At 35.9% G+C, this 22,880-nt stretch carries 19 protein-coding genes; 2 read left to right on the top strand and 17 right to left on the bottom strand.

Annotation, left to right across the window (positions count from 1 at the left end):
• Positions 1-113: 113 nt before the first annotated feature.
• From ACE025_RS05745 to ACE025_RS05715, 7 genes are all read right to left on the bottom strand, one after another.
• On the bottom strand, positions 114-2,666 hold the full coding sequence (locus ACE025_RS05745) for a CDP-glycerol glycerophosphotransferase family protein (protein WP_485938356.1): 2,553 nt from the start codon (positions 2,664-2,666) through the stop codon (positions 114-116).
• A gap of 22 nt (positions 2,667-2,688) precedes the next feature.
• Complete coding sequence (locus tag ACE025_RS05740) at positions 2,689-3,882, bottom strand: CDP-glycerol glycerophosphotransferase family protein (protein WP_485938354.1); 1,194 nt, start codon at positions 3,880-3,882, stop codon at positions 2,689-2,691.
• Positions 3,883-3,888: 6 nt separating this feature from the next.
• Positions 3,889-4,335, bottom strand: coding sequence for a glycerol-3-phosphate cytidylyltransferase (gene tagD, locus ACE025_RS05735; RefSeq protein ID WP_485938352.1), 447 nt, complete (start codon positions 4,333-4,335; stop codon positions 3,889-3,891).
• A gap of 41 nt (positions 4,336-4,376) precedes the next feature.
• The gene (locus ACE025_RS05730) at positions 4,377-5,186 is read right to left on the bottom strand and encodes an ABC transporter permease (protein WP_485938350.1); all 810 of its coding nucleotides are present in this window, start codon (positions 5,184-5,186) and stop codon (positions 4,377-4,379) included.
• 26 nt (positions 5,187-5,212) lie between these two features.
• On the bottom strand, positions 5,213-6,274 hold the full coding sequence (locus tag ACE025_RS05725) for a CDP-glycerol glycerophosphotransferase family protein (protein ID WP_485938348.1): 1,062 nt from the start codon (positions 6,272-6,274) through the stop codon (positions 5,213-5,215).
• Positions 6,275-6,403: 129 nt separating this feature from the next.
• The gene (gene tagH / locus ACE025_RS05720) at positions 6,404-7,501 is read right to left on the bottom strand and encodes a teichoic acids export ABC transporter ATP-binding subunit TagH (RefSeq protein WP_485938346.1); all 1,098 of its coding nucleotides are present in this window, start codon (positions 7,499-7,501) and stop codon (positions 6,404-6,406) included.
• A gap of 290 nt (positions 7,502-7,791) precedes the next feature.
• Positions 7,792-8,814 (bottom strand): NAD(P)H-dependent glycerol-3-phosphate dehydrogenase, encoded by a 1,023-nt coding sequence (locus ACE025_RS05715; RefSeq protein ID WP_485938344.1) that lies wholly within the window; start codon positions 8,812-8,814, stop codon positions 7,792-7,794.
• A gap of 218 nt (positions 8,815-9,032) precedes the next feature.
• Here ACE025_RS05715 and ACE025_RS05710 point away from each other — a divergent pair, with 218 nt between their 5' ends.
• On the top strand, positions 9,033-9,764 hold the full coding sequence (locus tag ACE025_RS05710) for a WecB/TagA/CpsF family glycosyltransferase (protein ID WP_485938342.1): 732 nt from the start codon (positions 9,033-9,035) through the stop codon (positions 9,762-9,764).
• Between the two features lie 37 nt (positions 9,765-9,801).
• Entirely contained in the window at positions 9,802-10,815 is a 1,014-nt protein-coding gene (gene galE, locus ACE025_RS05705) for a UDP-glucose 4-epimerase GalE (protein ID WP_485938340.1), read from the top strand.
• 55 nt (positions 10,816-10,870) lie between these two features.
• Here galE and ACE025_RS05700 read toward each other — a convergent pair whose 3' ends face one another.
• The 10 genes from ACE025_RS05700 to ACE025_RS05655 all read right to left on the bottom strand — a co-directional run bounded on the left by ACE025_RS05700 (position 10,871) and on the right by ACE025_RS05655 (position 22,762).
• Positions 10,871-11,794, bottom strand: a complete 924-nt coding sequence (locus ACE025_RS05700; RefSeq protein ID WP_485938338.1) for an aldo/keto reductase — start codon at positions 11,792-11,794, stop codon at positions 10,871-10,873.
• An 81-nt stretch (positions 11,795-11,875) separates the two neighbouring features.
• The gene (locus tag ACE025_RS05695; RefSeq protein WP_485938336.1) at positions 11,876-12,919 is read right to left on the bottom strand and encodes an acyltransferase; all 1,044 of its coding nucleotides are present in this window, start codon (positions 12,917-12,919) and stop codon (positions 11,876-11,878) included.
• 187 nt (positions 12,920-13,106) lie between these two features.
• A complete protein-coding gene (gene map / locus ACE025_RS05690; protein ID WP_485938334.1) occupies positions 13,107-13,862 on the bottom strand; it encodes a type I methionyl aminopeptidase in 756 nt (251 codons plus the stop codon).
• Positions 13,863-13,998: 136 nt separating this feature from the next.
• The gene (locus ACE025_RS05685) at positions 13,999-14,724 is read right to left on the bottom strand and encodes a GntR family transcriptional regulator (protein WP_485938332.1); all 726 of its coding nucleotides are present in this window, start codon (positions 14,722-14,724) and stop codon (positions 13,999-14,001) included.
• A gap of 362 nt (positions 14,725-15,086) precedes the next feature.
• Complete coding sequence (locus tag ACE025_RS05680; RefSeq protein WP_485938330.1) at positions 15,087-16,505, bottom strand: glycoside hydrolase family 1 protein; 1,419 nt, start codon at positions 16,503-16,505, stop codon at positions 15,087-15,089.
• Between the two features lie 12 nt (positions 16,506-16,517).
• Complete coding sequence (locus tag ACE025_RS05675) at positions 16,518-17,843, bottom strand: PTS sugar transporter subunit IIC (RefSeq protein WP_485938328.1); 1,326 nt, start codon at positions 17,841-17,843, stop codon at positions 16,518-16,520.
• 195 nt (positions 17,844-18,038) lie between these two features.
• Positions 18,039-18,842, bottom strand: a complete 804-nt coding sequence (locus ACE025_RS05670; RefSeq protein WP_485938326.1) for an alpha/beta hydrolase — start codon at positions 18,840-18,842, stop codon at positions 18,039-18,041.
• On the bottom strand, positions 18,843-19,754 hold the full coding sequence (locus ACE025_RS05665) for an ROK family protein (protein WP_485938324.1): 912 nt from the start codon (positions 19,752-19,754) through the stop codon (positions 18,843-18,845).
• Between the two features lie 66 nt (positions 19,755-19,820).
• Complete coding sequence (locus ACE025_RS05660; RefSeq protein ID WP_485938512.1) at positions 19,821-21,167, bottom strand: PTS sugar transporter subunit IIC; 1,347 nt, start codon at positions 21,165-21,167, stop codon at positions 19,821-19,823.
• Positions 21,168-21,325: 158 nt separating this feature from the next.
• On the bottom strand, positions 21,326-22,762 hold the full coding sequence (locus ACE025_RS05655) for a glycoside hydrolase family 1 protein (protein ID WP_485938322.1): 1,437 nt from the start codon (positions 22,760-22,762) through the stop codon (positions 21,326-21,328).
• Positions 22,763-22,880 lie beyond the last annotated feature (118 nt).

Raw genomic sequence — 22,880 nt, 5'->3', positions numbered from 1 at the left:
TAAATGCTACTAAGTTCAAATAAAAGAACTCAGTAGGATATAATCTTTTTCATTTGCAATTTAAAGCTTTGAGTAAAACATGAACAATACAATAAACCGTGAATTTATAGGTATTAATCACCGCAAACTTTCTTGTAAAAATCATTAAGCGCTGCTTCATTATATGAAACATAGTCAAATTTCTCAGCCTGAATATCCCCATTTATAAATTTTTTCAACCCTTGATAAATAGCCTCAACGGAATTTTCAACCAACAAACCATTTGTATTTTCTAACACACTGTGTATCCCAGGAACGTCAGTGCCAATAACAGGTTTTCCTACGATCATTGCTTCTAGTAAAACTAAGCCTTGACCCTCATAGTTAGAAGATAAAACGAAGCAATCGCATAGGTTCAAAAACATAGCAGGATGTGATAGATGTCCCATCAAATGAACATTCTTACTTATACCTAATTCAAATATCTTTTTCTCGATTTCTGTTCTTGATGGTCCTTCACCTAGAATAAATAGCTCACAATCTCTATTGTATCTCAATATTTTTTCGAATGCTGTAACTAAAGCAATATGATTCTTTTCAGGAGAAAGACGAGCTATGTTTACAAAATTAACTTTACTACTATTAGGAGGAATAAAACCTTTAAGCGTAGTTATACCTGTTTTTTGATCTGTTTCTTCTAAGAAAACTTTTCTAGGTTGATTATCATTAGAACTATAGATATCATTACCTCGATTATAGCTTTCTCCATTATTAATAGATTGAAGTATTGAATCTCCATCTATTGAATTGTTGACATAATCCATTTTATTTTTATAATTTTTTATTTGATTTCCTAAATCCAATTCATTTCTTTCATTTGCGCTCTCAGAAACAGAAATAATTTTATCAAAACACGAATACAAACTGAAAATGACTTTTAGATTCCATTTATGTTTATATTTATTACTAATTTTTTTATTGTATTCTTCCATCATAACATTATGAAGGTATACTACTTTCCTTGGCACCTCAGCAAAAGCAAATAATGCATTGAACATTTTATTGTATCCACCAAAATCAATTAGGACATCCACTGGCAACTTTCCTACTATTCTTTTGTATTCATAATTTAAATGTTTCTCCAACTTTTCCTTATTAACATATGGAGTATCTAAACCTTGACGATACAAAAGATTTTGCCGAATGGTGTTCATGTAGCCTCTGTTTACCCCACTAAATTTATAGATAAAATGTACTCTAGAATCTACCCTTTGAATATTATTAGATTTTTCTTTATTCATTCTGTCTGTATCTATAAAAACTACATCATACTTATCGTAATCAATTTTTTTTGATAAATTGATAGCAGAATTTGTAATACCATTATTATAAAAACCACCACAATAGAATAATAATTTTTTCTTATTAGATAAATACGATATCTCTTTTTCTTGATTTTTGTTGTTCCGGAATAATATATCTACTACTCTACTTCTAGAATGATTGTCGTCGTTCAAACAAAAACCTTTTAAATAACGATCATATTGTTTTTTGTATTGTTTTTTGTAATCACTATCTTCAATTGATAAAGATTGACAGAGATCACTTATAGTCGTACATAATATTCCAGGCAGTTCATTTAAGTCTAAATAAAATCCTCTAGTCTCTTCGTAAACCTCTTTATCAGGAATATAAAAATATATCGGTCGCTTAGTTGGCAAAAAGTCAAAAAATATGCTGCTATAATCCGTAATCAGTTTGTCTATACATGTTAACAATTCATTTGTATCTATCCAATTTGGTATAATTTTATCTGTAAGGTTATGTTCAACGAAGTAATCATAAATAAAGTAATGAGCTTTTAATAAGACTTTGTAATTTTCTCCTAGAGATTTTTGAATTTGTTCCACTTCTTTTAAAAGTTGTAAAATGTCTTCTTCAGTTGTTTCTTCTAAATCTTTTTTCCAAGTAGGCGCATAAAGTACAAGTTTCTTATCTCGAGGAAGATTTAGTAATTGAATAATCTCAGCTTTGTCTGTTGAAAGAGTTAAGTCGACTCTTGGATTTCCTGTAATATATACCTTACTATTTAATATACCATTTAGATCATGTCCCTTTATTAAACGATCAGCTGTAAAACGATTCGGCATAAACATATAATCACTTTGTAAAAAGTTCCGCTGTATATTTTTATGCGAAGACAAGGTAGCATTTTTGATATCTAAACCTAAAGTTTTTAAGGGAGTTCCATGCCAAGTATTTATATATATTTGATCATCTCTCTTAATAAAGTAAGGTAAGAAAGAAGTATCATTAATTAGATATTGGCAAGTAGCTAACAAATAGAAATACTTTTTGCTTTCATATTCGACAAAGTGAATATTTTTATGATTTGAATATTTTTTTTGAATTCTTTTAATCATTGGATTGTTCAAATCAGTAGTTGCCCAATAAAACTCAGCATCAGCAAGTTTTGCCTCATCTAACAATTCAGTAAACAGCGCGTAAACATTTCCAGTCATACTAACAGCATGATAAGATTCCAACAAAAAAGTGTTATTTCTTACTGTTTTTTTATCAATCATGCTGATATAGTAACTTTTCATTCTAAGGTTTCTATTTTTCCTCAATTCGTTCATTGGACCAATATAAAATTTTGCAATTTCTTTTAATTTTTTGAGCTCCACTATAAATTTTCATTCCCTTACTTTAATTATTAGAATTTATACCTTTATGATTAATATAAGTTATTATACTTTCTGCGGCTTTTCCATTTTCCCATTTGCAGTACCTATTATAAAAATCCTCAATTTCCAGAGAGTACTCCCTACTTTTCATTTCATTAATATATAAATATAATTCTTTAAAAAATAACTCTTCATCAGTCACAAATGGACCTGGAGCATCTTTTTCTAAATCAAAATAAAAACCTCTTAAATTATCCCGATAATGTTCATAATCATAAGCATAAAACAACATCGGTCTCTTAAGATTAGCATAATCAAAAAAAACCGACGAATAATCTGTAACGAGTAAGTCAGAGACTAAATACAAGTCGCTGATATCTACATTCGTTGAAAAATTAAATAAATTGGGATGAGTCGAAAGTTCATCTAAACTTTCAGCTACTAGATAGTGCGCTCTAAAAATAAAAACAGCATCATTTCCAAGAATGTCAATCAATTGATCCATATCAAATGGAATATGAAACTTGTATTTGCCTTTAGAAATATAGTAATCATCGCGCCAAGTTGGGGCGTAAAGAATAACTTTTTTATCCAGTGGCAACCCTAAACGATTTTTTATTGCTTCGATCTCTTCTGCGTTATTTTTTTTATATAAAATATCATTTCTGGGGTATCCACTATCAATAAACGTTTTTTCAAAAGCAAAACAAGATTTAAAAATCTCTTTTGAATATTGGTTTGGCGCTACTAAATAATCCCATTTCTGCGTTTCTGCTAAGAAATTCTTTTTATAATTCTCCAAACTGGAACCCGGCATACCAAATGTATCCATGTCCAAAGCTAATTTTTTTAACGGCGTTCCATGCCACGTTTGAACGTATTTTGTTTCTTTACGTTTCGGCAACCATTGAGGCAGACGTGCATTAATAATCCAAAACTCAGCTCTAGCCATATAATATAACCATCGGATAGAAAATCGATACAGAACATTAACTTCTTCCTCTTCCACAATACTACGATCGCGATAACGGATACTCCAAAATAATTTATGTTCATTATTGTCTTGTTCTTTCAAATAATCATAAATAGCTTTTGGATTATCATCAAATCGTCCACCATATTGGGATTCAAATATATACACGTTGCGTTTAACAGGAAGCAGTTTGAAAAGATTAAAAACAATAGTTAAGGCAAAGGTTATTATTTTTTGCTTCATTATTTATTAAAACTCTCTTTCAATGTCTTCTTCTATTTTTTTACTGATTTTGTCTACTTCGGCTTTGATTTGTTTCAAGTCTTCTTTTATTTTAGAAGTCGAAATACCTTCAGTTCGTGGTAAATACACTACTTGACAATGCTCTTTAAGGAAATCAAATTTTCCTTCCCAATCGTCTCCCATAACGAATACATCAATATCATATTTTTGTACATCGCTTATTTTTTGATCCCAATCATTCTCAGGAATAACTTCATCTACGCATGATAGAGCCTCTAAAATCAATTTACGGTCTTCCCAAGGAGTGTAAGCTTTTTTCCCTTTAATAGCGTTAAATTCATCCGTTGATAAAGCTACTGTTAAATGGTCTCCTAATGCTGCAGCTCTTTCTAACAACAAAATATGTCCTTTGTGTAATAAATCAAATGTTCCATAAGTCAGTACTTTTCTCATCTTTGTTCCCTCCAATTTTTCTTTTCGATACTATAACAAAGTTAAATAAAGTCTACAAAACGAGCTCTAAATTTCATGTGTAAATGTGTACCTAATATCAAAATAATAGAAATGATTCCCCAGAAAATCAACGCTAATGTCGGTTGTTCCCAGAACCAAGCTCTAGAAAGAAAGGTATCCCTGAAACCATTGATGAAATAGTAAACGGGATTAATTTGGAAAATCCTTACTAACCAATCGGGGAAGCTACGTGTTTCAACATCCCAAATAGGACCTGAAATATAGAACAATAATCTTAAAATCGATTGCAACATAATATGGTAATCACGAACCAAAATAGTAATGGTTGAATCTAAAATCCCCATAGCAAACAAAAAGGCTATCATACAAACAAAGTAATAGATGTACTGCAGCCAATAAATGGTTGGATAAACGCCAAAAACAAACATTACTACTACTAAGATGGCCATCATCCACCAGTAAGAAACAATATTACTGGCCATATTGATCGATGGCAACACACTAACGGGGAACTTCATTTTAGAAACCATTCCCACCTTATTATATATACTATTAGAGCCACCTAACAAACTAGTATTTACAAAGAACCATGCTATGATTCCTATCAACATCCAAACTATAAAGGGCGTGCCGTTTATATTGCGTCCACCGTTAACACCTAAACCGAAGACTAGATAATAAATCCCGATTTGAATTAAAGGATTTAAGAATTGCCACATCAAGCCTAGATAGTGGCTTTGATAAGTTGCTTTTTCTTCGTACTTTGATACACGTCTTATAATTCCAACGTTATCGAATTGTTCTTTTATAATAAGCATAACATTTTTCATGTTGAATCTCCTTATTCATATAGATACTACAATAATTTTTGAATATGTTCTATAAGATGTTTAATAGCATACCCATCATTGTACGTATTCCATTTATCGTTAAATTCTACAAAATCATTATAGGTTTCTTTTTTTATTTGAACGATCAACTCATCCATCGTTTGCACGATTTCTCCAGGTGCCCATTCTTTGAAATCTTCTTGCAGTCCTGTTATTTGATCGTATTCTTCTAAATCGTAGCAGTAAAACAATATACTCTTTGCATTATCAAGCAATGTAAAATCAAAGGGTACTGAAGAATAGTCAGTAATCAAGATATCCGTAACCACTAATAAATCTTCAATTTTATGCTGACTTAAATCCCCATAAAAAAATTCTTTGTACTCATTTGCAATAGGCCTGCTCAAAACATGAGGATGCTTTTTCATTAGAACAGCATACTCATTTCCTAAAGCTTTATATAATCGCCGGACATCAAAAGGATAGTCGTCTTCTAACCCATTTCGATAAGTAGGAGCATACAAAATAATTTTTTTACCTGTTAATTCAGGATACTGGTCAAAGAAGGCCTCTCTTTTCTCATCCATCAGTAATTTATTGAAGTAAATATCTGTTCTAGGATTTCCCAATGGTTTTATGCTGCTTTTACTTGCACCATAGCTATTTTGAAAAACTTTCCCCATCATTTCTGATCCTACAATATACTCATCAAAACGTTTATAGACTTGTTTGAAGCGAAGATGATCGAAAAAACTTCTTTTTAAAGCAGTAGGATCTTCTAAACCAAACCGTTTGATTGCTCCATTTGCATGCCAGATTTGAATAATTGTTGTTTCTTTCTTTGGATGCAACCCTGCTAAGAACGGGAAATAATTATCACACAGTATCATTTTTGCTTGCATAAGAACAGGCACTGCTTTCCATAAAAAATCTATTGAAGAAGATATAGGCATCAGCCTAACTCTTGCTTCTTTAAATTTCAGCGCTTCTTCTTCGCAATTTTTTTCAAAAAGAATGATGATCTCAATACTCGGATTTTCTGTAACTAAAGCGTCCAGAAAACCATTATCATTTTTTGGAAAACTCATTAGATAAACAATTCTTTTTTTGACTGGTAAAGGCTTAGAAAGAAGAGATAAGAACCTAATCAACCATACATATATTATTTTTTTGATTTGTTCCAACTTTCTCCTTCTTTCTATATGAACTATATTTATTTAAGCTTCTGTCATAGTTGTTTCTACTAATTCTATATCTTCATCAACAAGAGAGGCTGTTTCTTCATGCACCTGTTCAGATTCTGCTTGAGCTCCAAACAATACACTACTCAAGGAATTCCCGCTCAAATGAACCCCTATCAGAAATCCAGTGACCACTGTCACAACCAATAAAGTCAACCTTGTAGACAGTCTCATTCGATCGGTTACTTTTTCTTCTTCAAATTGAGTGTTCAAATCTTTTAATTTATTGCTGTCTGTTGTTTGTTCTTCTAGTTTTTTAAAGTAAGCACGGACATCAAAATCTTTCTGATCTTGTTTGTGTTTGTTTTGATATGCTTTTTTGTCTTTTGCACTTTTTTTCTTAAAGTCATCACTGAATTTTTTATATTCAGCAGCTACTTCTTCGGCAGGTCCTGCCATACGAACTTCACCATAATGCATCCAAACAATTTTATCACACAACTTTTTGACTTGATTCAATGAGTGACTAACAAAGAAAATTGTTTTCCCTTGCGCTTTAAATTCTAACATTTTGTCTACACACTTTTGGTAGAAAGTCTCATCACCAACTGATAATGCCTCATCGATAATCAAAATATCAGGATTAGTGTGAACTGCAATGGCAAAACCAAGACGAGATTTCATACCACTTGAATAACTCTTTACCGGTTGATTAATAAAATCACCAATTTCAGCAAAATCAATGATATCATCGATGGTTGCATCAATTTCTTGGTTTGTTTTACCTGTCATCAATGATTTTAATCGAATATTTTCCAAACCAGTCAATTGATTTTTCAAACCAGCAGAGATAGCAATAATAGAAGTATCTCCATTAACTTCTACTTTTCCAGTAGTTGGTGGTATGATGCCTGCGATGATGTTGGACAGAGTTGATTTCCCTGATCCATTCACACCGATCAATCCAACAGTCTCGCCATCGTATACATCTAAGGTAACTCCTCTTAGAGCCCAAAAAGTAGGAATATCTTTTCTAGAAAATTTAAACAGCGCTTTAACTTTATCTGACTTTTGCTTATATAGATCATATTGTTTTGTAACATTCTCAACACGTACTTTTAGTTTGTTTTCCAACACGTTTCACCTATTCTTTGATTTATAAATTTCTTCAAACTTGTGAATCTTATGAACCAACCTATACATAGTAGTATAGATTTTTTTTGTTTTCAACTTTTGATAATCTATGAGATTATAGCATAGAATCATTTAGAATTTTTCTATTATTAATCAAAATTAAGATTTGTTAAGAAAAAAGTGATAGTTTGTTCAACTACTGTTTATTATAGCTGATTTCAAAAAAATTAAAATAGCTCAAAAAGACAGGCTGAAATTAATTTCAGCCTGTCTGAACTCACCATCTATTTTTATTGTTCATCTTTTGAATGAGCTTCAGATTTAGGATCTCGTTTCATCAACTCAACGATTGTTTCTCTAACATCTGCATTATTATATAATACGTTGTAAATCGCTTCAGTAATGGGCATCTCGATATTCTTTTCTCTTGCTAATTCATATGCAGCTACGACCGTTGAAGCTCCCTCAACGACCATACCCATACTTCCTAATACTTCGTCTAAAGAATGACCTTTCCCGATCATATTACCCGCTTGCCAGTTTCTTGAATGGATACTTGTACACGTGACGATCAAATCACCGACTCCGCTCAACCCGATGAAAGTAAGCGGGTCTGCTCCAAAAGCTATTCCTAAACGACTTATCTCAGCTAAACCTCTAGTGATCAAAGCAGCCTTAGCGTTATCTCCATAACCTAGGCCTGCTAAAGCACCCGCTCCTAAAGCAATAATGTTTTTAAGGGCTGCGCCATACTCCACACCCACAATATCTTTGTTTGTGTAGATTCTCATGTAATCATTCATAAATAGTTGTTGAACCTTCTCTGCAGCACCCATATCAGATGAGGCTGCTGTGATAGTTGTTAAGTCATTTACAGCGACTTCTTCTGCATGACTAGGTCCGGATAAAGCTACAACTCCCGCTCTTTTATTTTCTGGAATTTCTTCTTCTAAGATAGTAGAAATCCGTTTGTGCGTTTGCTGCTCCAACCCTTTACTGGCTGTTACTAAGATAACTTTATCAGTCAGCAATTCAGCGACTTGCTGAGCTACCATCCGTGTAACTTTTGTTGGAACAACAAATAATACTACTTGCACGCCTTCTAAAGCCTCTTCTAAGTGAGTAGTTCCTTTGATATTTTTTGATATAACCAATTCGGGTAAAAAAGTTTTATTTGTGTGTTGTTCATTGATTTCTTTGATTTGCTCTTCTACGTTACTGTATAAAATTGGCTCATGTCCATTTTCTTCCAGCACTTTAGCTAGAGCGGTTCCCCAAGAACCTGCCCCAATAACAGCAATTTTTGTTTTCATCGTTTAATCTCTCCATTCATTAACTACATTCTTTAATTATCCATTCTATAGTATCATAAAACGATTACAATCTGAACTCTCTGCTTTTTCTTACATAGTTGGTAGGAGGTAGTATTTTAGCCATTTGATTCTATTTTATTGTTAACACTATTCTCTTTTAATGGTATAGTGTTAGAGAAATAACACATTTTACTGGATAGATAGGACAGAAATAACTTATGACAAATACATCAGTAAATATATTAGGCGTAGAATTTACCAATAAAACAAAAAAAGAATTTGTTTTTGAGATTTTATCTCGTATTGAAAAACAAGAAAAAACTTTTGCGGTAACAGCAAATCCTGAAATCGTTATGTATGCTAGAAACCATTCCTCTTATATGAAGATTTTAGAACAAGCTCATATGGTGATTCCAGACGGAATAGGCATTGTAAAAGGTGCTCAGATTCTAGGCAAACCTTTGAAGGAGCGAGTTCCAGGTTATGAACTCTTGTTAGAGTTGTTGGCTGAAGCTGATAAAAAAGCGTTAAAAATCTATTTTTTAGGAGCAAAGGAATCAGTTGTCCAAAAAGCGGTCAGTAACGTTGCTGTTCAATACCCGAACATTGATATCGTTGGGTATCGTGATGGTTACTTTGATATTAACGATAAAAAAGTCTTAGAAGAAGTGAAGGAAAAAGAACCTGACATGGTCTTTGCGGCTTTAGGTTATCCTAAACAGGAACTATGGATCAGCCAATATCTTGAATTTGCTGATAAAGGGTTTCTTATGGGTGTCGGCGGAAGTTTCGATGTTTTATCAGGAATCTCACAACGTGCCCCTGAGTTTTATTTGAAACACAATTTAGAGTGGTTTTACAGATTGATTAAACAACCTACTAGATTTAAACGGATGCTCGCTTTGCCAAAATTCGTTATAGCGGTATCTTTACAGAAGTTCCAACATTGATTTAGACTAACTTTTAAAACCAGAAAGAAGGATGAATATGTCAATTTTAGTTACAGGCGGTGCTGGTTATATCGGCAGCCATACAGTAGTGGAGTTATTAAACTCTGGTCATGAAGTCGTTATCATAGACGATTATTCAAACAGTAAACCAGAAGTTTTGAATCGTATTAAAGAGATTACTGGTAAAAGTTTTAAGTTCTACGAAGTAAATATCTTAGATAAAGAAGCTCTTGAACCTGTTTTTAAAGAAAACAACCTAGAAGCAGTCATCCACTTTGCCGGCTATAAAGCAGTTGGCGAATCAGTTGCTGAACCTTTGAAGTACTACCACAATAACTTGACAGGTACTTTTGTGCTATGTGAATTAATGGCACAATATAACGTGAAGAAAATAGTTTTCAGTTCTTCTGCAACTGTTTACGGAATGAATAATGTATCCCCTCTTACAGAAGATCTGCCACTGAGCACAACCAATCCATACGGAACAACTAAAATGATGATTGAACAAATATTGCAAGATGTTTATACATCTGATAATAAATGGAGTATAGCTTTATTGCGTTACTTCAATCCTATTGGTGCTCATGAGAGTGGCCGTATCGGAGAAGATCCGAACGGCATCCCAAATAACTTGATGCCTTACATCACTCAAGTAGCTGTCGGTAAACGAGAACATCTAAGTGTATTTGGGGATGACTACGACACTCCAGACGGTACTGGTGTGCGTGATTACATCCACGTTGTCGACTTGGCTAAGGGGCATCTAAAAGCCTTAAATAGAGTATTGGAAACTGAACAAATCGAAGCATATAACTTAGGTACAGGTATTGGTTACAGCGTGTTGGATGTAGTCAACAATTTTGAAAAAGCTACGGGACAAAAAGTACCTTATGAGATCGTTGATAGACGTCCTGGTGACATTGGTACATGTTTTTCTGATGCAACCAAAGCCGCTAAAGAGCTTGATTGGAAAGCAGAATTCACTTTAGAAGAAATGTGCCGCGATTCTTGGAAGTGGCAAGAAAATAACCCGAATGGATACACAGATTAAATCAAATAAAAAATGCTCTATTCCTGATTCATTGGAATAGAGCATTTTGCTTTTTTTATGGCAGCATTTTTCCACCGCTCAGATAAAGTTTGTACCACTCTTCTCTGCTTAGGGTGATTTCAGTTGCTTTCGTGATCGCTTTGATACGGTCTGGGTTCATTGTACCAACTATCGGCTGCATCTTCGCTGGATGACGCAACAACCAAGCGATCGCAATAGCTTCACGAGCAACTTCTTTTTCTTTCGCCATTTCATCAATCACTTTGTTCAGTTCTGGGTAGTCGGGATGATCAAAGAACAATCCTTTTTTTCCATTTCCTGATTGGAATGGTGACCACGGCTGAATCGTCATATCGTTTATTCGGCTGTAATCAATCAATTGTCCTTCATGCAAGACAGATCCGGCTTCCATCCGGTTGACGTTTAATCCAGCGTCAATCATCGGCGTATGTGTCAAACTTAACTGAAGTTGATTTGCTATCAATGGCTGGTTGACAAACTTTTTCAGCAATTCAATTTGTAAAGGATTGTGGTTGCTGACTCCAAAGGTTCTTACTTTTCCAGCATTTTCCAACTCATCAAACGCTTCTGCCACTTCTTCTGGTTCTACCAATGCATCTGGCCGGTGAAGCAGTAAGGTATCGACATAGTCCGTTTGTAAGCGAGTCAAGCTTTCTTCTACTGATTGGATGATGTGCTCTTTTGAAAAATCATACATGATTCCTGGTACGATTCCTGTCTTTGTTTGTAAAACGACTGAATCGCGAGAAATACCCAATTCTTTAAATGCTTGACCGAATATCGTTTCTGAGGCGCCTTTGCCATAAATATCCGCATGGTCAAAGTGATCGATACCTTCACTGACAGCAGTTTCGATGACCGTTTTCGCTTCTTCTACAGACAAAGCATTCATGCGCATGATTCCCAAAGAAACCTGAGAAGCCATTAACTCTGACTGTCCTATATTGATCTTGTTCACATTAGTTCCTCCACTCTATTATTGAAATCGTTTTCCATATAAGTATATCATTCTTTTTTAAAAAATAGTCAACTGAAACTGTTATAAAATCCATTTTTTCAATCCTGGTATTTTTGACAATAATTTTACCACGATGTAGCCCAGAACGGCTACTATCCCGGTCAATATTGGTACCGATAAAATCGGATTTAAAATTTGTGTAGTGATATTCAACTGGTTCAATAAAAAGATAATCAATACATGGCTCAAATATACCCCAAATGAGATATCAGAACATTCTTTGATCCATTTTTGTGCCTTTTTAGAAAATGTGTGTTGATCAAAGGTTTCTTTAAACCATAAAAATACAGCCAGACTGGTGATCATCACATTAGGCGTCAAGTACTCATATAACCACCCGACTGGTTTTCCTGCTTCTACAGATAAGAATCCCGTTCCTAAAAATGTTGTTAAAAATCCAACTACTCCTAGAATATAAATCCATTTTTTTACCTTTGGTGTCACTCCATACCGATGAAGGTAACTTCCAGCAAAAAAGTATCCCACATACCCAAAAGTAATGTCTAAATTGATCCAATCGTCTGCCATGGTGACTGTTGAACCAATCGGAAATTGTCGAATCGTAGGGATAAGAAATCCTAATACAAAACAATACAACATGATATACTGCATGAGCTTTTTCTCTTCTGAAATTTTACGCAGTACAGGTGTCATAATATAGAGTTCTACGATCCGGAATAAAAACCATAAATGAAAGTGGCCTTCAATAAATCGACTGATCGTTTCGTCCATTTGATCCATCGAAAATGATTCAAATGGATAGAAGGCCATAAAAATAGCGTAAAAAGAAGACCAAAAAAGAAAGACTCTTACGATCCGCCAAATGTTTTTACGGTATAACTTACGAATACCGATTTCTTTTTGCGGATCAAGAAAAAATATTCCGCTGATCATAACAAATAATGGAACGCAGATTCTAGCTACTGAATCATAGGCATTAATGATTTGCCATTCAGCTGAATCAGGTTGATACCAATCAAAATTACTGGAAGAAATATGTACTACAATAACCAAAAAAATGGATACGATTCGGATTAAATCAACGTACCATAGCCTGTTTTTCATAAGCCTCTCCTTTTAAGATGATACTTCATTATACCAAAAGTCTGCGAAAAACTAATCGATATGACTTTTCTCTTAGGGTAATGTATAAGTTGTTGTTTGCTTTGATACTAAATTCTATAAAAGAAAACCAGGCAAGAAAGAGGAGAAATCTCTTTCTTGCCTGGTTTTCTTTTATAACTCAAATAAATTATTGGTCACCTTGAGAAGTTAAAATACGCGGACCATCTTTTGTAATAGCTAATGTGTGTTCAAATTGGCAGCTGATACCGCCATCTTGAGTACGTGCTGTCCAGCCATTGTCGTCCATTTTAGATTTCCATGTCCCGGTGTTGATCATTGGCTCGATCGTAATGACCATTCCTTCTTTCAAACGAAGTCCTTTACCCGGATCTCCGTAATGAGGAACAGATGGAGCTTCATGAAGAGTTGGTCCAACACCGTGTCCAATAAATTCACGGACAACAGAAAATCCTTCTGGTTCTACATAAGATTGGATCGCATGCCCAATATCTCCAATACGATTGCCGACTTGTGCCTGTTCGATTCCTTTATATAGAGCAGTACGAGTTACTTCCATCAATTTATCCAATTCAGGAGTCGATTTCCCTACTACATAACTCCAGCAAGAGTCGCTCAAAGCACCTTTTAGGTTGATAACAGTGTCAACTTTGATCAAGTCTCCATCTTTTAATTTTTCTTTACGAGGGAAACCGTGGCAAATCTCATCATTGATACTTACACATGTAGCGTATTCGTACCCTTCAAATCCAATTTGTTCAGGAATCGCTCCATTATCAACGATAAATTTGTGACAAAATTCTTCAATATCCCAGCTTGTAATTCCTGGCTTGATAAAATCACGCAATGCAATATGCATGTTGGCTAATAATGCACCCGACTCGTCCATTGCATCAATTTCGCGTTTTGACTTTAATGTAATCACTCTTATTCCTCTTTTCTATTTTTTACGCTAATCCATTCTTATCTATTATAACGCATTTTTGAAGGTTGTGAAGAGAAAGTCTTCTTTCTCATTCTCATATAACAAAGTGAAACCCTCATCATCACTATTCTAAAGCCTAGTAGATCTCTGTATTTAAATTGACAAATGACATCTCCACCATATCAAAACGATGGCGGACTTTAGAAAATTCCAATGGTGTTCCGCTCGAGGTGAACATCACTTTCGTCACTTCCAATACAGGCTCATTATCTTCACACTGCAAAAATTCTTTATCTAATTCATCTGGCTGAGCTGCCCGAATAGTCTGCCGGTTTTCTCCAAATACTATTCCCAGCTCGTTTCTGATGTAATCATACATCGATTTTTGCAACACGTCTTTTGTAACTCCTGGTACAAGCGACAAAGGCAATATAGAATGCTCCAACGAATAAGGCTGCTTATTTAAAATGCGCAGCCGCTCGATTTCGTAGACCGGGTCTTCTTTTTTCAACAACAGTTGTTCACACTCTTCTTCAGTTGGAAAGCGTACATCGAATTTAATAGTTTTATTCTCCAAATTCATGCTTTCATCTACTTGAGCGGTCAAGCCGACGTTTTGACCGATGCGAATACTTGATTCGGCTAATTGTAGAGCATTTTGCTTAATATATGTCCCGGAGCCTTGAATCGTGTATACTAATCCGGCTACAGTCAACAAATCTAGTGCTTTTTTTATTGTGACACGACTTGTGTTAAACTCTTTTGCCAATGAGGTTTGATCAGGCATTCGTTCTTCAAGGGGATACGACCCGTTTTTGATTCTTTTACGGATCTCATTTGCGACTTCTTTGTATTTGACCATTTCCATTCACCTAACTTCATGAGATAATTGCTTTTTTTTAGTATAGCATGGATTTGTATAAGTTTAAATGACAGTATTTTGATTTGTATAGACAAATTAGAACACTGTCATTTAGCCGTTTGCTTTTTGCATTCCCTTTTGTACCTCTTCTTTCTAGATAAAGGAACGCAATTTTCATCTCCACCCTTTTTTCAGTAGCAATTACACAGAGAAGGCACGTGAAAGGAATTTCCGTTCCCTATAGAGCCTTTTTAACAACTAAAAAGAAACCCAAATTTTTGTAGAGCATTACAGCCTCTTCTACACAAAAAAACAAGAGTTGAAAGATTTCTCTCAACTCTTGCTGGGGGGTAAACGAGTGTCTACTTGTACTCTGGTACTTCGGGTACTTCTAATCGACAGCTGGAGATCACATCTTTGTACCAAAAACCTGATTTTTTCAACGAACGAGCTCGATTGTTTTCCAAATCGATCCGAACTAAACCGTAACGATTTTTGAAAGCATTCATTGGCGATACGCAGTCGGTAAATGCCCACAGCATGTATCCACGGCAGTTTGATCCTGCTTCATAAGCATCCAATAAACAACTCATATGTTCCGTAATGTATTCAATGCGGTAATCATCTTGAACTACACCTTCTTCATTCATGAATAAGTGTTCATTTTCGATTCCCATACCATTTTCTGTCAAAACCCACGGAATGTTTCCATATTCTTCTTTCAAACGCATCCCCATATCATAAACGATTTGCGGGTAAATTTCCCATCCTCTTGATTTGTTCATTCGACGACCTGGCAGCTCAAAGGAGTCAAAGTAATAAGACGGATGGAATGGCGTGTTTTCATTCCATTTATATTTAGGAGCTTGGACGCGATGTGGGAAATACAGATTGACACCTAAATAATCCACTGTATTCTCACGAATAATGTCCAACTCTTCTTTTGTGTGATCAAAAGTAATGTCGTGTTCTGTCATTTTCAAAAATAGTTCCTCTGGATAGGCTCCTTTAACCAATGGATCTAAGAAAATACGATTATAAAATAAATCATACATCTCAGCAGCTTTTTGATCTGCTTGAGAAGATGAGCGTGGATAAGTGACTTCAGGATTCAATACAATACCGATTTCGCCATCATAGTTTTTTCGATGGTAAAGCTCTACTACTTTTGCAGTTGCCAGAACTTTATGATGGTTCCATTGCATCCATTTTTTTGTATTTTGTTCATGAGGATAACGGATAGCATCTAGATAGACACGAGTTTGGATAACAATAGGTTCATTGAATGTGAACCATTGTTTTACGCGATCGGCATAACGTTCAAATACGATTTCCGCATATCCAACAAATAATTCCACCACTTTTTTAGAACTCCAGCCATCATACTTTTCTTGCAAGGCAGTCGGCAGCTCATAGTGTTCCAGACAAAGAATGGGTTCTACCCCTGCTTCAATTAAAGCATTGATGACATTGTCTATATGTTGAGCATAATCTTCATCGACTTCCAATGTTTCATAGTCGGTAAAGAAGCGAGCCCAATTGATCGAAGTTCGGTAATGTGTAAGCCCGATTTCTTTCATGTAAGCTACATCTTCCCCGTAACGTTCATAAAAATTCGTTGCTACTCCTGGTCCATAGCCTTCATGCCAGACATGGCGCTCGTTTTTATACCATGTATCCAAATAAGAATCTTGTCCTTCTTTTTTTCCTTTCCATCCTTCTGTCTGCCACGCTGAAGAAGCAGCTCCAATAATAAAATTCTCTGGTATTGTTTTAAACACGAAATCTCTCCTTTAGTTTTGTTCTTGCGGTACTTCTTCTACTTCATCGACTCTTTTAGTCACGTTTGATGCTTTGACAAAGGGCAAGTAAACCAATGTAGCAACTACGATACAAATCAATTGTGTTGCAACAGCCCCAAGGCTTCCGGCTGTTGCCAAGTAAGCACTGATGATCGGCGGAGTTGTCCATGGAATCATGACTACAGCTGGGCCGGCAAACCCGATAGCTGTTGCAAAGTAACCAATTACTCCTGTGATTAATGGTGTGATGATAAAAGGAATCGCCATAACCGGATTCAGCATGATCGGTAATCCAAAAATCATCGGTTCATTAATATTGAACAATCCTGGAGCAAAAGACAATTTAGAAATAGAGCGGTAGTCTTCACGTTTGCTGACAATGAAAATAGCGATCAACAGACCAAAAGTTACCCCTGATCCTCCCATGCTCATATAAATATCCCAAAACGGCATGTTGATGATGTTAGGAATCGCTTCTCCTGCTTCAAAAGCCGCAGTATTTTCTGCAATAGCGGCTAATAAAATCGGTTCGCGGATTGGTTTGATGATTTGATTTCCATGAATACCGATCACCCAAAATACTTGTGATACAAACATCAACAATAATATTCCCGGCAACCCTGATACTAAATTAGATAATGGCTCTTGAACGATTGTATAAATGATATCGTAAAGTGTCATACCTGTAAGAGACAATACTGCAAAACCTAGTGCAGATATGATAGTAATTGTAAGAATTGTAGGAATCAATGCTGAAAAACTCGCTGATACATTTGAAGGCACTGAATCCGGCATATGGATATTCAGCCTATCTTGTCTCTGCAACCAGCTAAACAATTCAATGGATAAAATAGCTACAAACATACCTAAAAATAAACCTGAACTATTAGTGTATTGTTTAGCGATTACGTCTACTACTTCTACAGGCGACTCATTGACCAATGTTTCAATTGTTTTCGGTATGATGGTTATGTAACTGATAACCGCTAATAACCCTGGGAAAAATCCTTTTAACTGGTTTAATTTCCCCAATTCCATACCGATCAAGAATACCGCACTAATGGTTAAGAAGTTCAATGTAGCATAACTGATTGAATCCGTTATCGGTTTTAGGTTCTCTAGAAAACCAAACCCATTGATAGCTGCTAAACCACTTGTAGTCCCAAAAACCATATTTGAAATCAATGTTGCAAATGCACCGGTAATGATGACCGGCAACAACATCGTAAAAGCATTCTTGATGGCGATAATGTATTTGTAGCTGTTGACTTTTGCTGCGAAATTACCTAACATACTGACCCATTTACTTTCTTCCATTTTGTCTTTCCTCCTTTTTGTTTTTGACACCATTATTGTAACCCCTTCCAAATTAATTGTAAAGCTTTATGATAAAATTGTATTTACAAATATAAAAAATTTCCTTTCATCGATCTAACTCTCTTAACCCCCCAAAAAAAACGACATTTATTAGTAGCTCAATTCCCCTAATAAATGTCGGTTACATACTACTATTTATTTTTTGGTATTTCCGTACAACCATTCCATGCTTTCTTCAATCGTCATATTCCAAAAATCCCAATCATGTTTCCCGGGAGCTTCTATATATTCATGTTCATACCCATGTTTCATTAAAAATTGATGCAAGTCTTTGTTTCCTTGGAAAATATCATCCTCTATTCCGCAAGCCAAATACAAATCTGGTTTCTTGTCTTGTTGTTCCAATACTTTTAAAACCAACGACTCGATATCCATTTCATCAGGCATCATTTCAGCTCTGTCTGTTCCAGCTATCGCTTGAAGCCTCTGATAAATAGGATAAGCTACATCAAAAATTTCCTCTGAACTTTTGGTCAGGACCTTATTCGACAAAGCTATTATCGTGCCGAATGTATCTGTATAATTGAGCCCGTTTCTTAAAGCTCCGTAGCCTCCCATCGACAATCCGCCGATAGTTGTATCTTCTTTTTTCGTCGATAAATGAAATAATTTGCGCGTTTCCTGAACCAATTCTGCTCCTATATAATTCCCATAATTATCGCCATTGGGATGGTTGGTGTAAAAGCTGTTCTGCCCGTCCGGCATAATGACAGCCACATGGTACTTGATAGCTAATTCAGCTATGCGTGTATTATGCAGCCAATCTTCATGATTTCCATCCCATCCATTTAATAAGTATAACGTCTTTAGAGGCTGGTGCTCTTCCTCGTTGTCTAGTTTAGATTCATAAATGGATCGTGTACTCGTAGGGATGATTGCTGTAAAACTGACTTTTCGAAACAATTCTCGTGACTGAAATGATCCTGATAAAACGGCCATTCAACTCTCTCCTTTAACGGTTTGATTTTCCAATTGTTGTTGAACGAAATAAAAAGCTCCTAAGATGCCCGCATTATTCAAATACTTACAGGGTTCGATCAATGTATAAAAATCTGTGATCCATCGTTCATCAATCTTAGACATTTGTCGTTCGATTCTTGGCATCAACTCTGGATTCGCGCTGACGCCCCCTCCGATCAAGATTTTTTCTGGATTGAAGGTACATGCCAGATTATAAATTCCTACACACAACCACTGTACCCATTTTTGAATCATTTCTTCTACTTCAGGATTCAATTTAGCATTTTCAAACACTTCTTCTCCTGTGACGACCGCTGGAGCAGGTATCTTCATGTGCTTTTTATATTCTTCTACTAATATGCGCGTCGAAAAAATATCGTGCATGGTGTGCTGTGGTCTTTTTTGATAATCGATTCTACAATGTCCAAATTCTCCAGCTTTGAAAGATGCTCCTCGATACAAACTGCCGTTTAAATAAAAAGCAGTTCCGATACCAGTACCGATCGTCATCACAATAAAGTTATCCAATTCTTGAGCATTCCCTGAATACCGTTCTGCTAAAGCTGCGCATCTTGCATCATTTTCTATGTAAATTGGGAAAGGAACTCTCTCACTCAGCACATCAATGATATTTTTGTGGTCTAGATAAGCTAATGCACCGGCTCTTTCAGCATATCCAGTTTGCGGATTAATGTAACCTGGCATGCTTATACCAACTGCCGTTATTTCATCTGTTGCAGCATATTCTTCTACGACTTCTGCAATCACTTTTTGAAATGTAGTAAGGTCGTAAGGTGTAGCGATTTTTCCTTGATGGGCAATTCCTTTATTTTGGGAAACTAATGCATACTTGATAGCTGTTCCTCCAATATCAAAACAAACTGCATTCATTTGATGATAACCTCCTTAGTGAAAAAACTATCCGTCTGAGGATTCAGACAGATAGTTCATAATTTATTAAGCTTCTATGCTGGTTGTATCTGGTGCGTTTTCCATTTCTTCCATCTTCACAGCAGCTTTGTTCGTAGCTAAAACAAATGGCATGTATGTCAAAACAGATACTCCCAAACATAAGAAACCAACCGCTAGGGCTCCCCAGCTACCGCCTGTTCCTAAGAACGGGATCAGCGGACCTGGAGTTGTCCAAGGTACTGAATAGCCGATCGGAGGTATGATTTCACTCACAATAAAGAAATATCCTATCAAAATATTGATGACTGGTGTCAATACAAAAGGAATGATCATGATTGGGTTCAATACGATTGGAAGTCCGAATACTACTGGCTCATTGATGTTGAATAGACCAGGAGCAAAAGATAATTTTGCAATGTTGCGGTAATCTTTACGTTTTGACACTAAGAATACAGCAATCAATAAACCAAGAGTCATCCCGCTACCACCGTAGTTCGCAAAACCGTCGTTCATAGAACCCCAGTTGATGGGATAAGGAACGCCCCATGTTGTCCCTTTTTCAGCAATGTAATTCAAGTTTTCAATTCCCATTGGTGAGAAGATAGGATCACGAATCGCTGCGATTGTGTTTGGTCCATGAATCCCTAAAACCCATAACATGTTAGAAACTAGTGCTAAAATGATAACCGCAAAGACGTTTCCACCAATATTTGTTAGTGGTGCTTGGATCAATGAGTAAATCAATTGATTGATTCCATCTGGAAAGAATAAAGTAACTACATAATTGATCACTGAGAAAAGCATCAAGATCAAAATAATCGGAATCAATACAGAAAAAGAACGGGCTACAGCAGGAGGCACTTGCTCCGGCATTTTGATTTTTAAGCGTTTATTTAAAGACAGACGGCTGAAAATCTCCCCAACTAACAATCCGACGATCATAGCAACGAATAATCCTTGAGCGCCTATGTATTGTGTAGCTAAGTAGTTAGCACCTTCAACATTTTGATACGGAGGATACAGAATAAAGAATGTTGAGATCGCTGTCAATCCACCCAATAAAGAATCTTGCTTATATGTTTCAGTCAAGTTTCTTGCAATCATGAAGACGATGAAGATAGATAAGACATCATTCGTTCCACGGACAACAGGTGAAAAAATATTTTGTGCTTCGGCTAAGTTGGGAAAAATACTATCTAAATTCAATAATGAAGCGATGAATCCGTCTGGTGATAATACAGCAAAATTGAGTAATAAAATCAACGATCCTGCCATTGTTAATGGAAAAGCTAGAATAAATGCATCACGTACAGCTCCGATGTGTCTTTGACTGTTTAACTTAATTGATAAGGGCACTAAGGTTTTTTCTAATGCACCTTCAAATTTGTCCATAAAGCTCATTTGGTTTCCCTCCAATAAGTAAAAATATAGTTCCTATCCCTTTAAAGAAAATCTTTTTTGCGGTATGTCTAATGAACACTGACTCTAATATTGTTGCCCCCCTTCAATCAGTGAGGCTTTTAGCCCCACTGAAGAGCGAAGAATGATTTTTAATCTGTTACTCCATTGTTTTCAATGACTTTTTTATACCAGTGATAGCTGTCTTTCTTGTAGCGTTTCAGTTCTTTTTCGTCGTTCTCTTCCCGATCGACATAAACAAAACCGTAACGTTTTTGATAACCATTCAACCAGCTCAATAAGTCAGTATAGCTCCAAGTACAATACCCCAGCACTTCTACTCCATCGGAGATCGTTTCTTGGATCGCTTTCACATGGGCTTTTAGATAGTCAATACGGTATGTATCATGGATTGACCCATCTTCTTCCAACGTATCATATTCCCCTAAACCATTCTCTGTGATCAATATAGGCAATTCGTAGCGGCTGTCAATACGTCGCATACCAATACGCAATCCTGTTGGGTCGATATCCCAATCCCAGTTCGTTTTCTCTACAAATGGGTTATCTGTTCCTTTGTAAAGTCCAGGTACTCCACCCGCTTCAGTCGAACCTTTTTCTCCAGTCGTATTCATTTTCCCTTCAGAAACACCATCTAACGGATTGTGTTCTACAGTCGAACTGCGGTAATAGTTTAAGCCCATAAAATCCGGTTTTCCTTCCGCTAATAAAGCGTAATCGCCCTCTTCGATCGTAGGCGCCAAATTATTTTCTTCTAACCATTTCATCGCCAGCTTTGGATATTTCCCAAACACATAAACATCCATCCAAAAATGGGCATTAAAGGTTTCGTTGTTATCTGCAGCTAATTGATTTTCTGGTTTAGAATCTAATGCATAAGTTGGTCCATAAGCAAAGCTTGGTCCGATTTTACCTTGGATCCCTAGTTCTCTAAACGCTTTGATAACTGAAGCGTTTGCCAAGTTGGCAATGTGATTAGCTTCATAAAAACGTTTTGGATCTTTGACACCTGGTGGATGACTGCCCATCATATACCCATGGGAGGTGAAGACGTTTTGCTCATTCAGTGTTACCCAATAGTTTACTTTCCCGTTAAAACGTTCAAATAAAATCTTGGAATAACGAGTAAAATCATCAATAACTTGGCGAGATTCCCAACCATTGTATTTGTCTTGCAGTGCTTGCGGGATATCCCAGTGATACAATGTAACAATCGGCTCAATGTTATGAGCCAGTAATTCATCAATCAGATTTTCATAAAACTGAAGCCCTTCTTCATTTACTTCTCCATCTCCATCGGGAACCACTCGACTCCATGCAACAGAAAAACGGTACGCTTTTAATCCTTGTTCAGCCATCAATTGCACATCTTCTTTGTAACGATGGTAATGGTCTACTGCCACCTCTCCTGTAGTTTCCTTGAATGTTTTACCTGGGATCTTTACAAATTCATCCCAAACAGACAATCCTTTGCCGTCTTCTTCCATCGCACCCTCTACTTGATAGGCTGCAGAAGCAGATCCCCATAGAAAGTCTTCAGGAAAAGGGACTAATTTTTTATGTTCCATTTCCTCACCTCAATTTCATTTATTACAATTTAATTGTAACCGTTTTTACAAATAAAACAATCAGTTCTTAATATTGTGGATACGGTTTCAATTCATTGGCACAAGTTTCACGTTTGAA

The organism is Desemzia sp. AGC72 (assembly GCF_057334175.1).
This window is presented reverse-complemented; position numbering and strand designations above follow the sequence as displayed.

Excerpts from the sequence above, each read along its gene's own strand:
- ACE025_RS05665 (WP_485938324.1), bottom strand. The coding sequence starts at position 19,754 with ATGAATGCAGTTTGTTTTGATATTGGAGGAACAGCTATCAAGTATGCA.
- ACE025_RS05685 (WP_485938332.1), bottom strand. The coding sequence starts at position 14,724 with ATGGTCAAATACAAAGAAGTCGCAAATGAGATCCGTAAAAGAATCAAA.
- ACE025_RS05740 (WP_485938354.1), bottom strand. The coding sequence starts at position 3,882 with ATGAAGCAAAAAATAATAACCTTTGCCTTAACTATTGTTTTTAATCTT.
- ACE025_RS05675 (WP_485938328.1), bottom strand. The coding sequence starts at position 17,843 with ATGGAAGAAAGTAAATGGGTCAGTATGTTAGGTAATTTCGCAGCAAAA.
- ACE025_RS05670 (WP_485938326.1), bottom strand. The coding sequence starts at position 18,842 with ATGGCCGTTTTATCAGGATCATTTCAGTCACGAGAATTGTTTCGAAAA.
- tagD (WP_485938352.1), bottom strand. The coding sequence starts at position 4,335 with ATGAGAAAAGTACTGACTTATGGAACATTTGATTTATTACACAAAGGA.
- ACE025_RS05730 (WP_485938350.1), bottom strand. The coding sequence starts at position 5,186 with ATGAAAAATGTTATGCTTATTATAAAAGAACAATTCGATAACGTTGGA.
- ACE025_RS05710 (WP_485938342.1), top strand. The coding sequence starts at position 9,033 with ATGACAAATACATCAGTAAATATATTAGGCGTAGAATTTACCAATAAA.
- ACE025_RS05655 (WP_485938322.1), bottom strand. The coding sequence starts at position 22,762 with ATGGAACATAAAAAATTAGTCCCTTTTCCTGAAGACTTTCTATGGGGA.
- ACE025_RS05695 (WP_485938336.1), bottom strand. The coding sequence starts at position 12,919 with ATGAAAAACAGGCTATGGTACGTTGATTTAATCCGAATCGTATCCATT.
- ACE025_RS05715 (WP_485938344.1), bottom strand. The coding sequence starts at position 8,814 with ATGAAAACAAAAATTGCTGTTATTGGGGCAGGTTCTTGGGGAACCGCT.
- ACE025_RS05660 (WP_485938512.1), bottom strand. The coding sequence starts at position 21,167 with ATGGACAAATTTGAAGGTGCATTAGAAAAAACCTTAGTGCCCTTATCA.
- galE (WP_485938340.1), top strand. The coding sequence starts at position 9,802 with ATGTCAATTTTAGTTACAGGCGGTGCTGGTTATATCGGCAGCCATACA.
- ACE025_RS05725 (WP_485938348.1), bottom strand. The coding sequence starts at position 6,274 with ATGAGTTTTCCAAAAAATGATAATGGTTTTCTGGACGCTTTAGTTACA.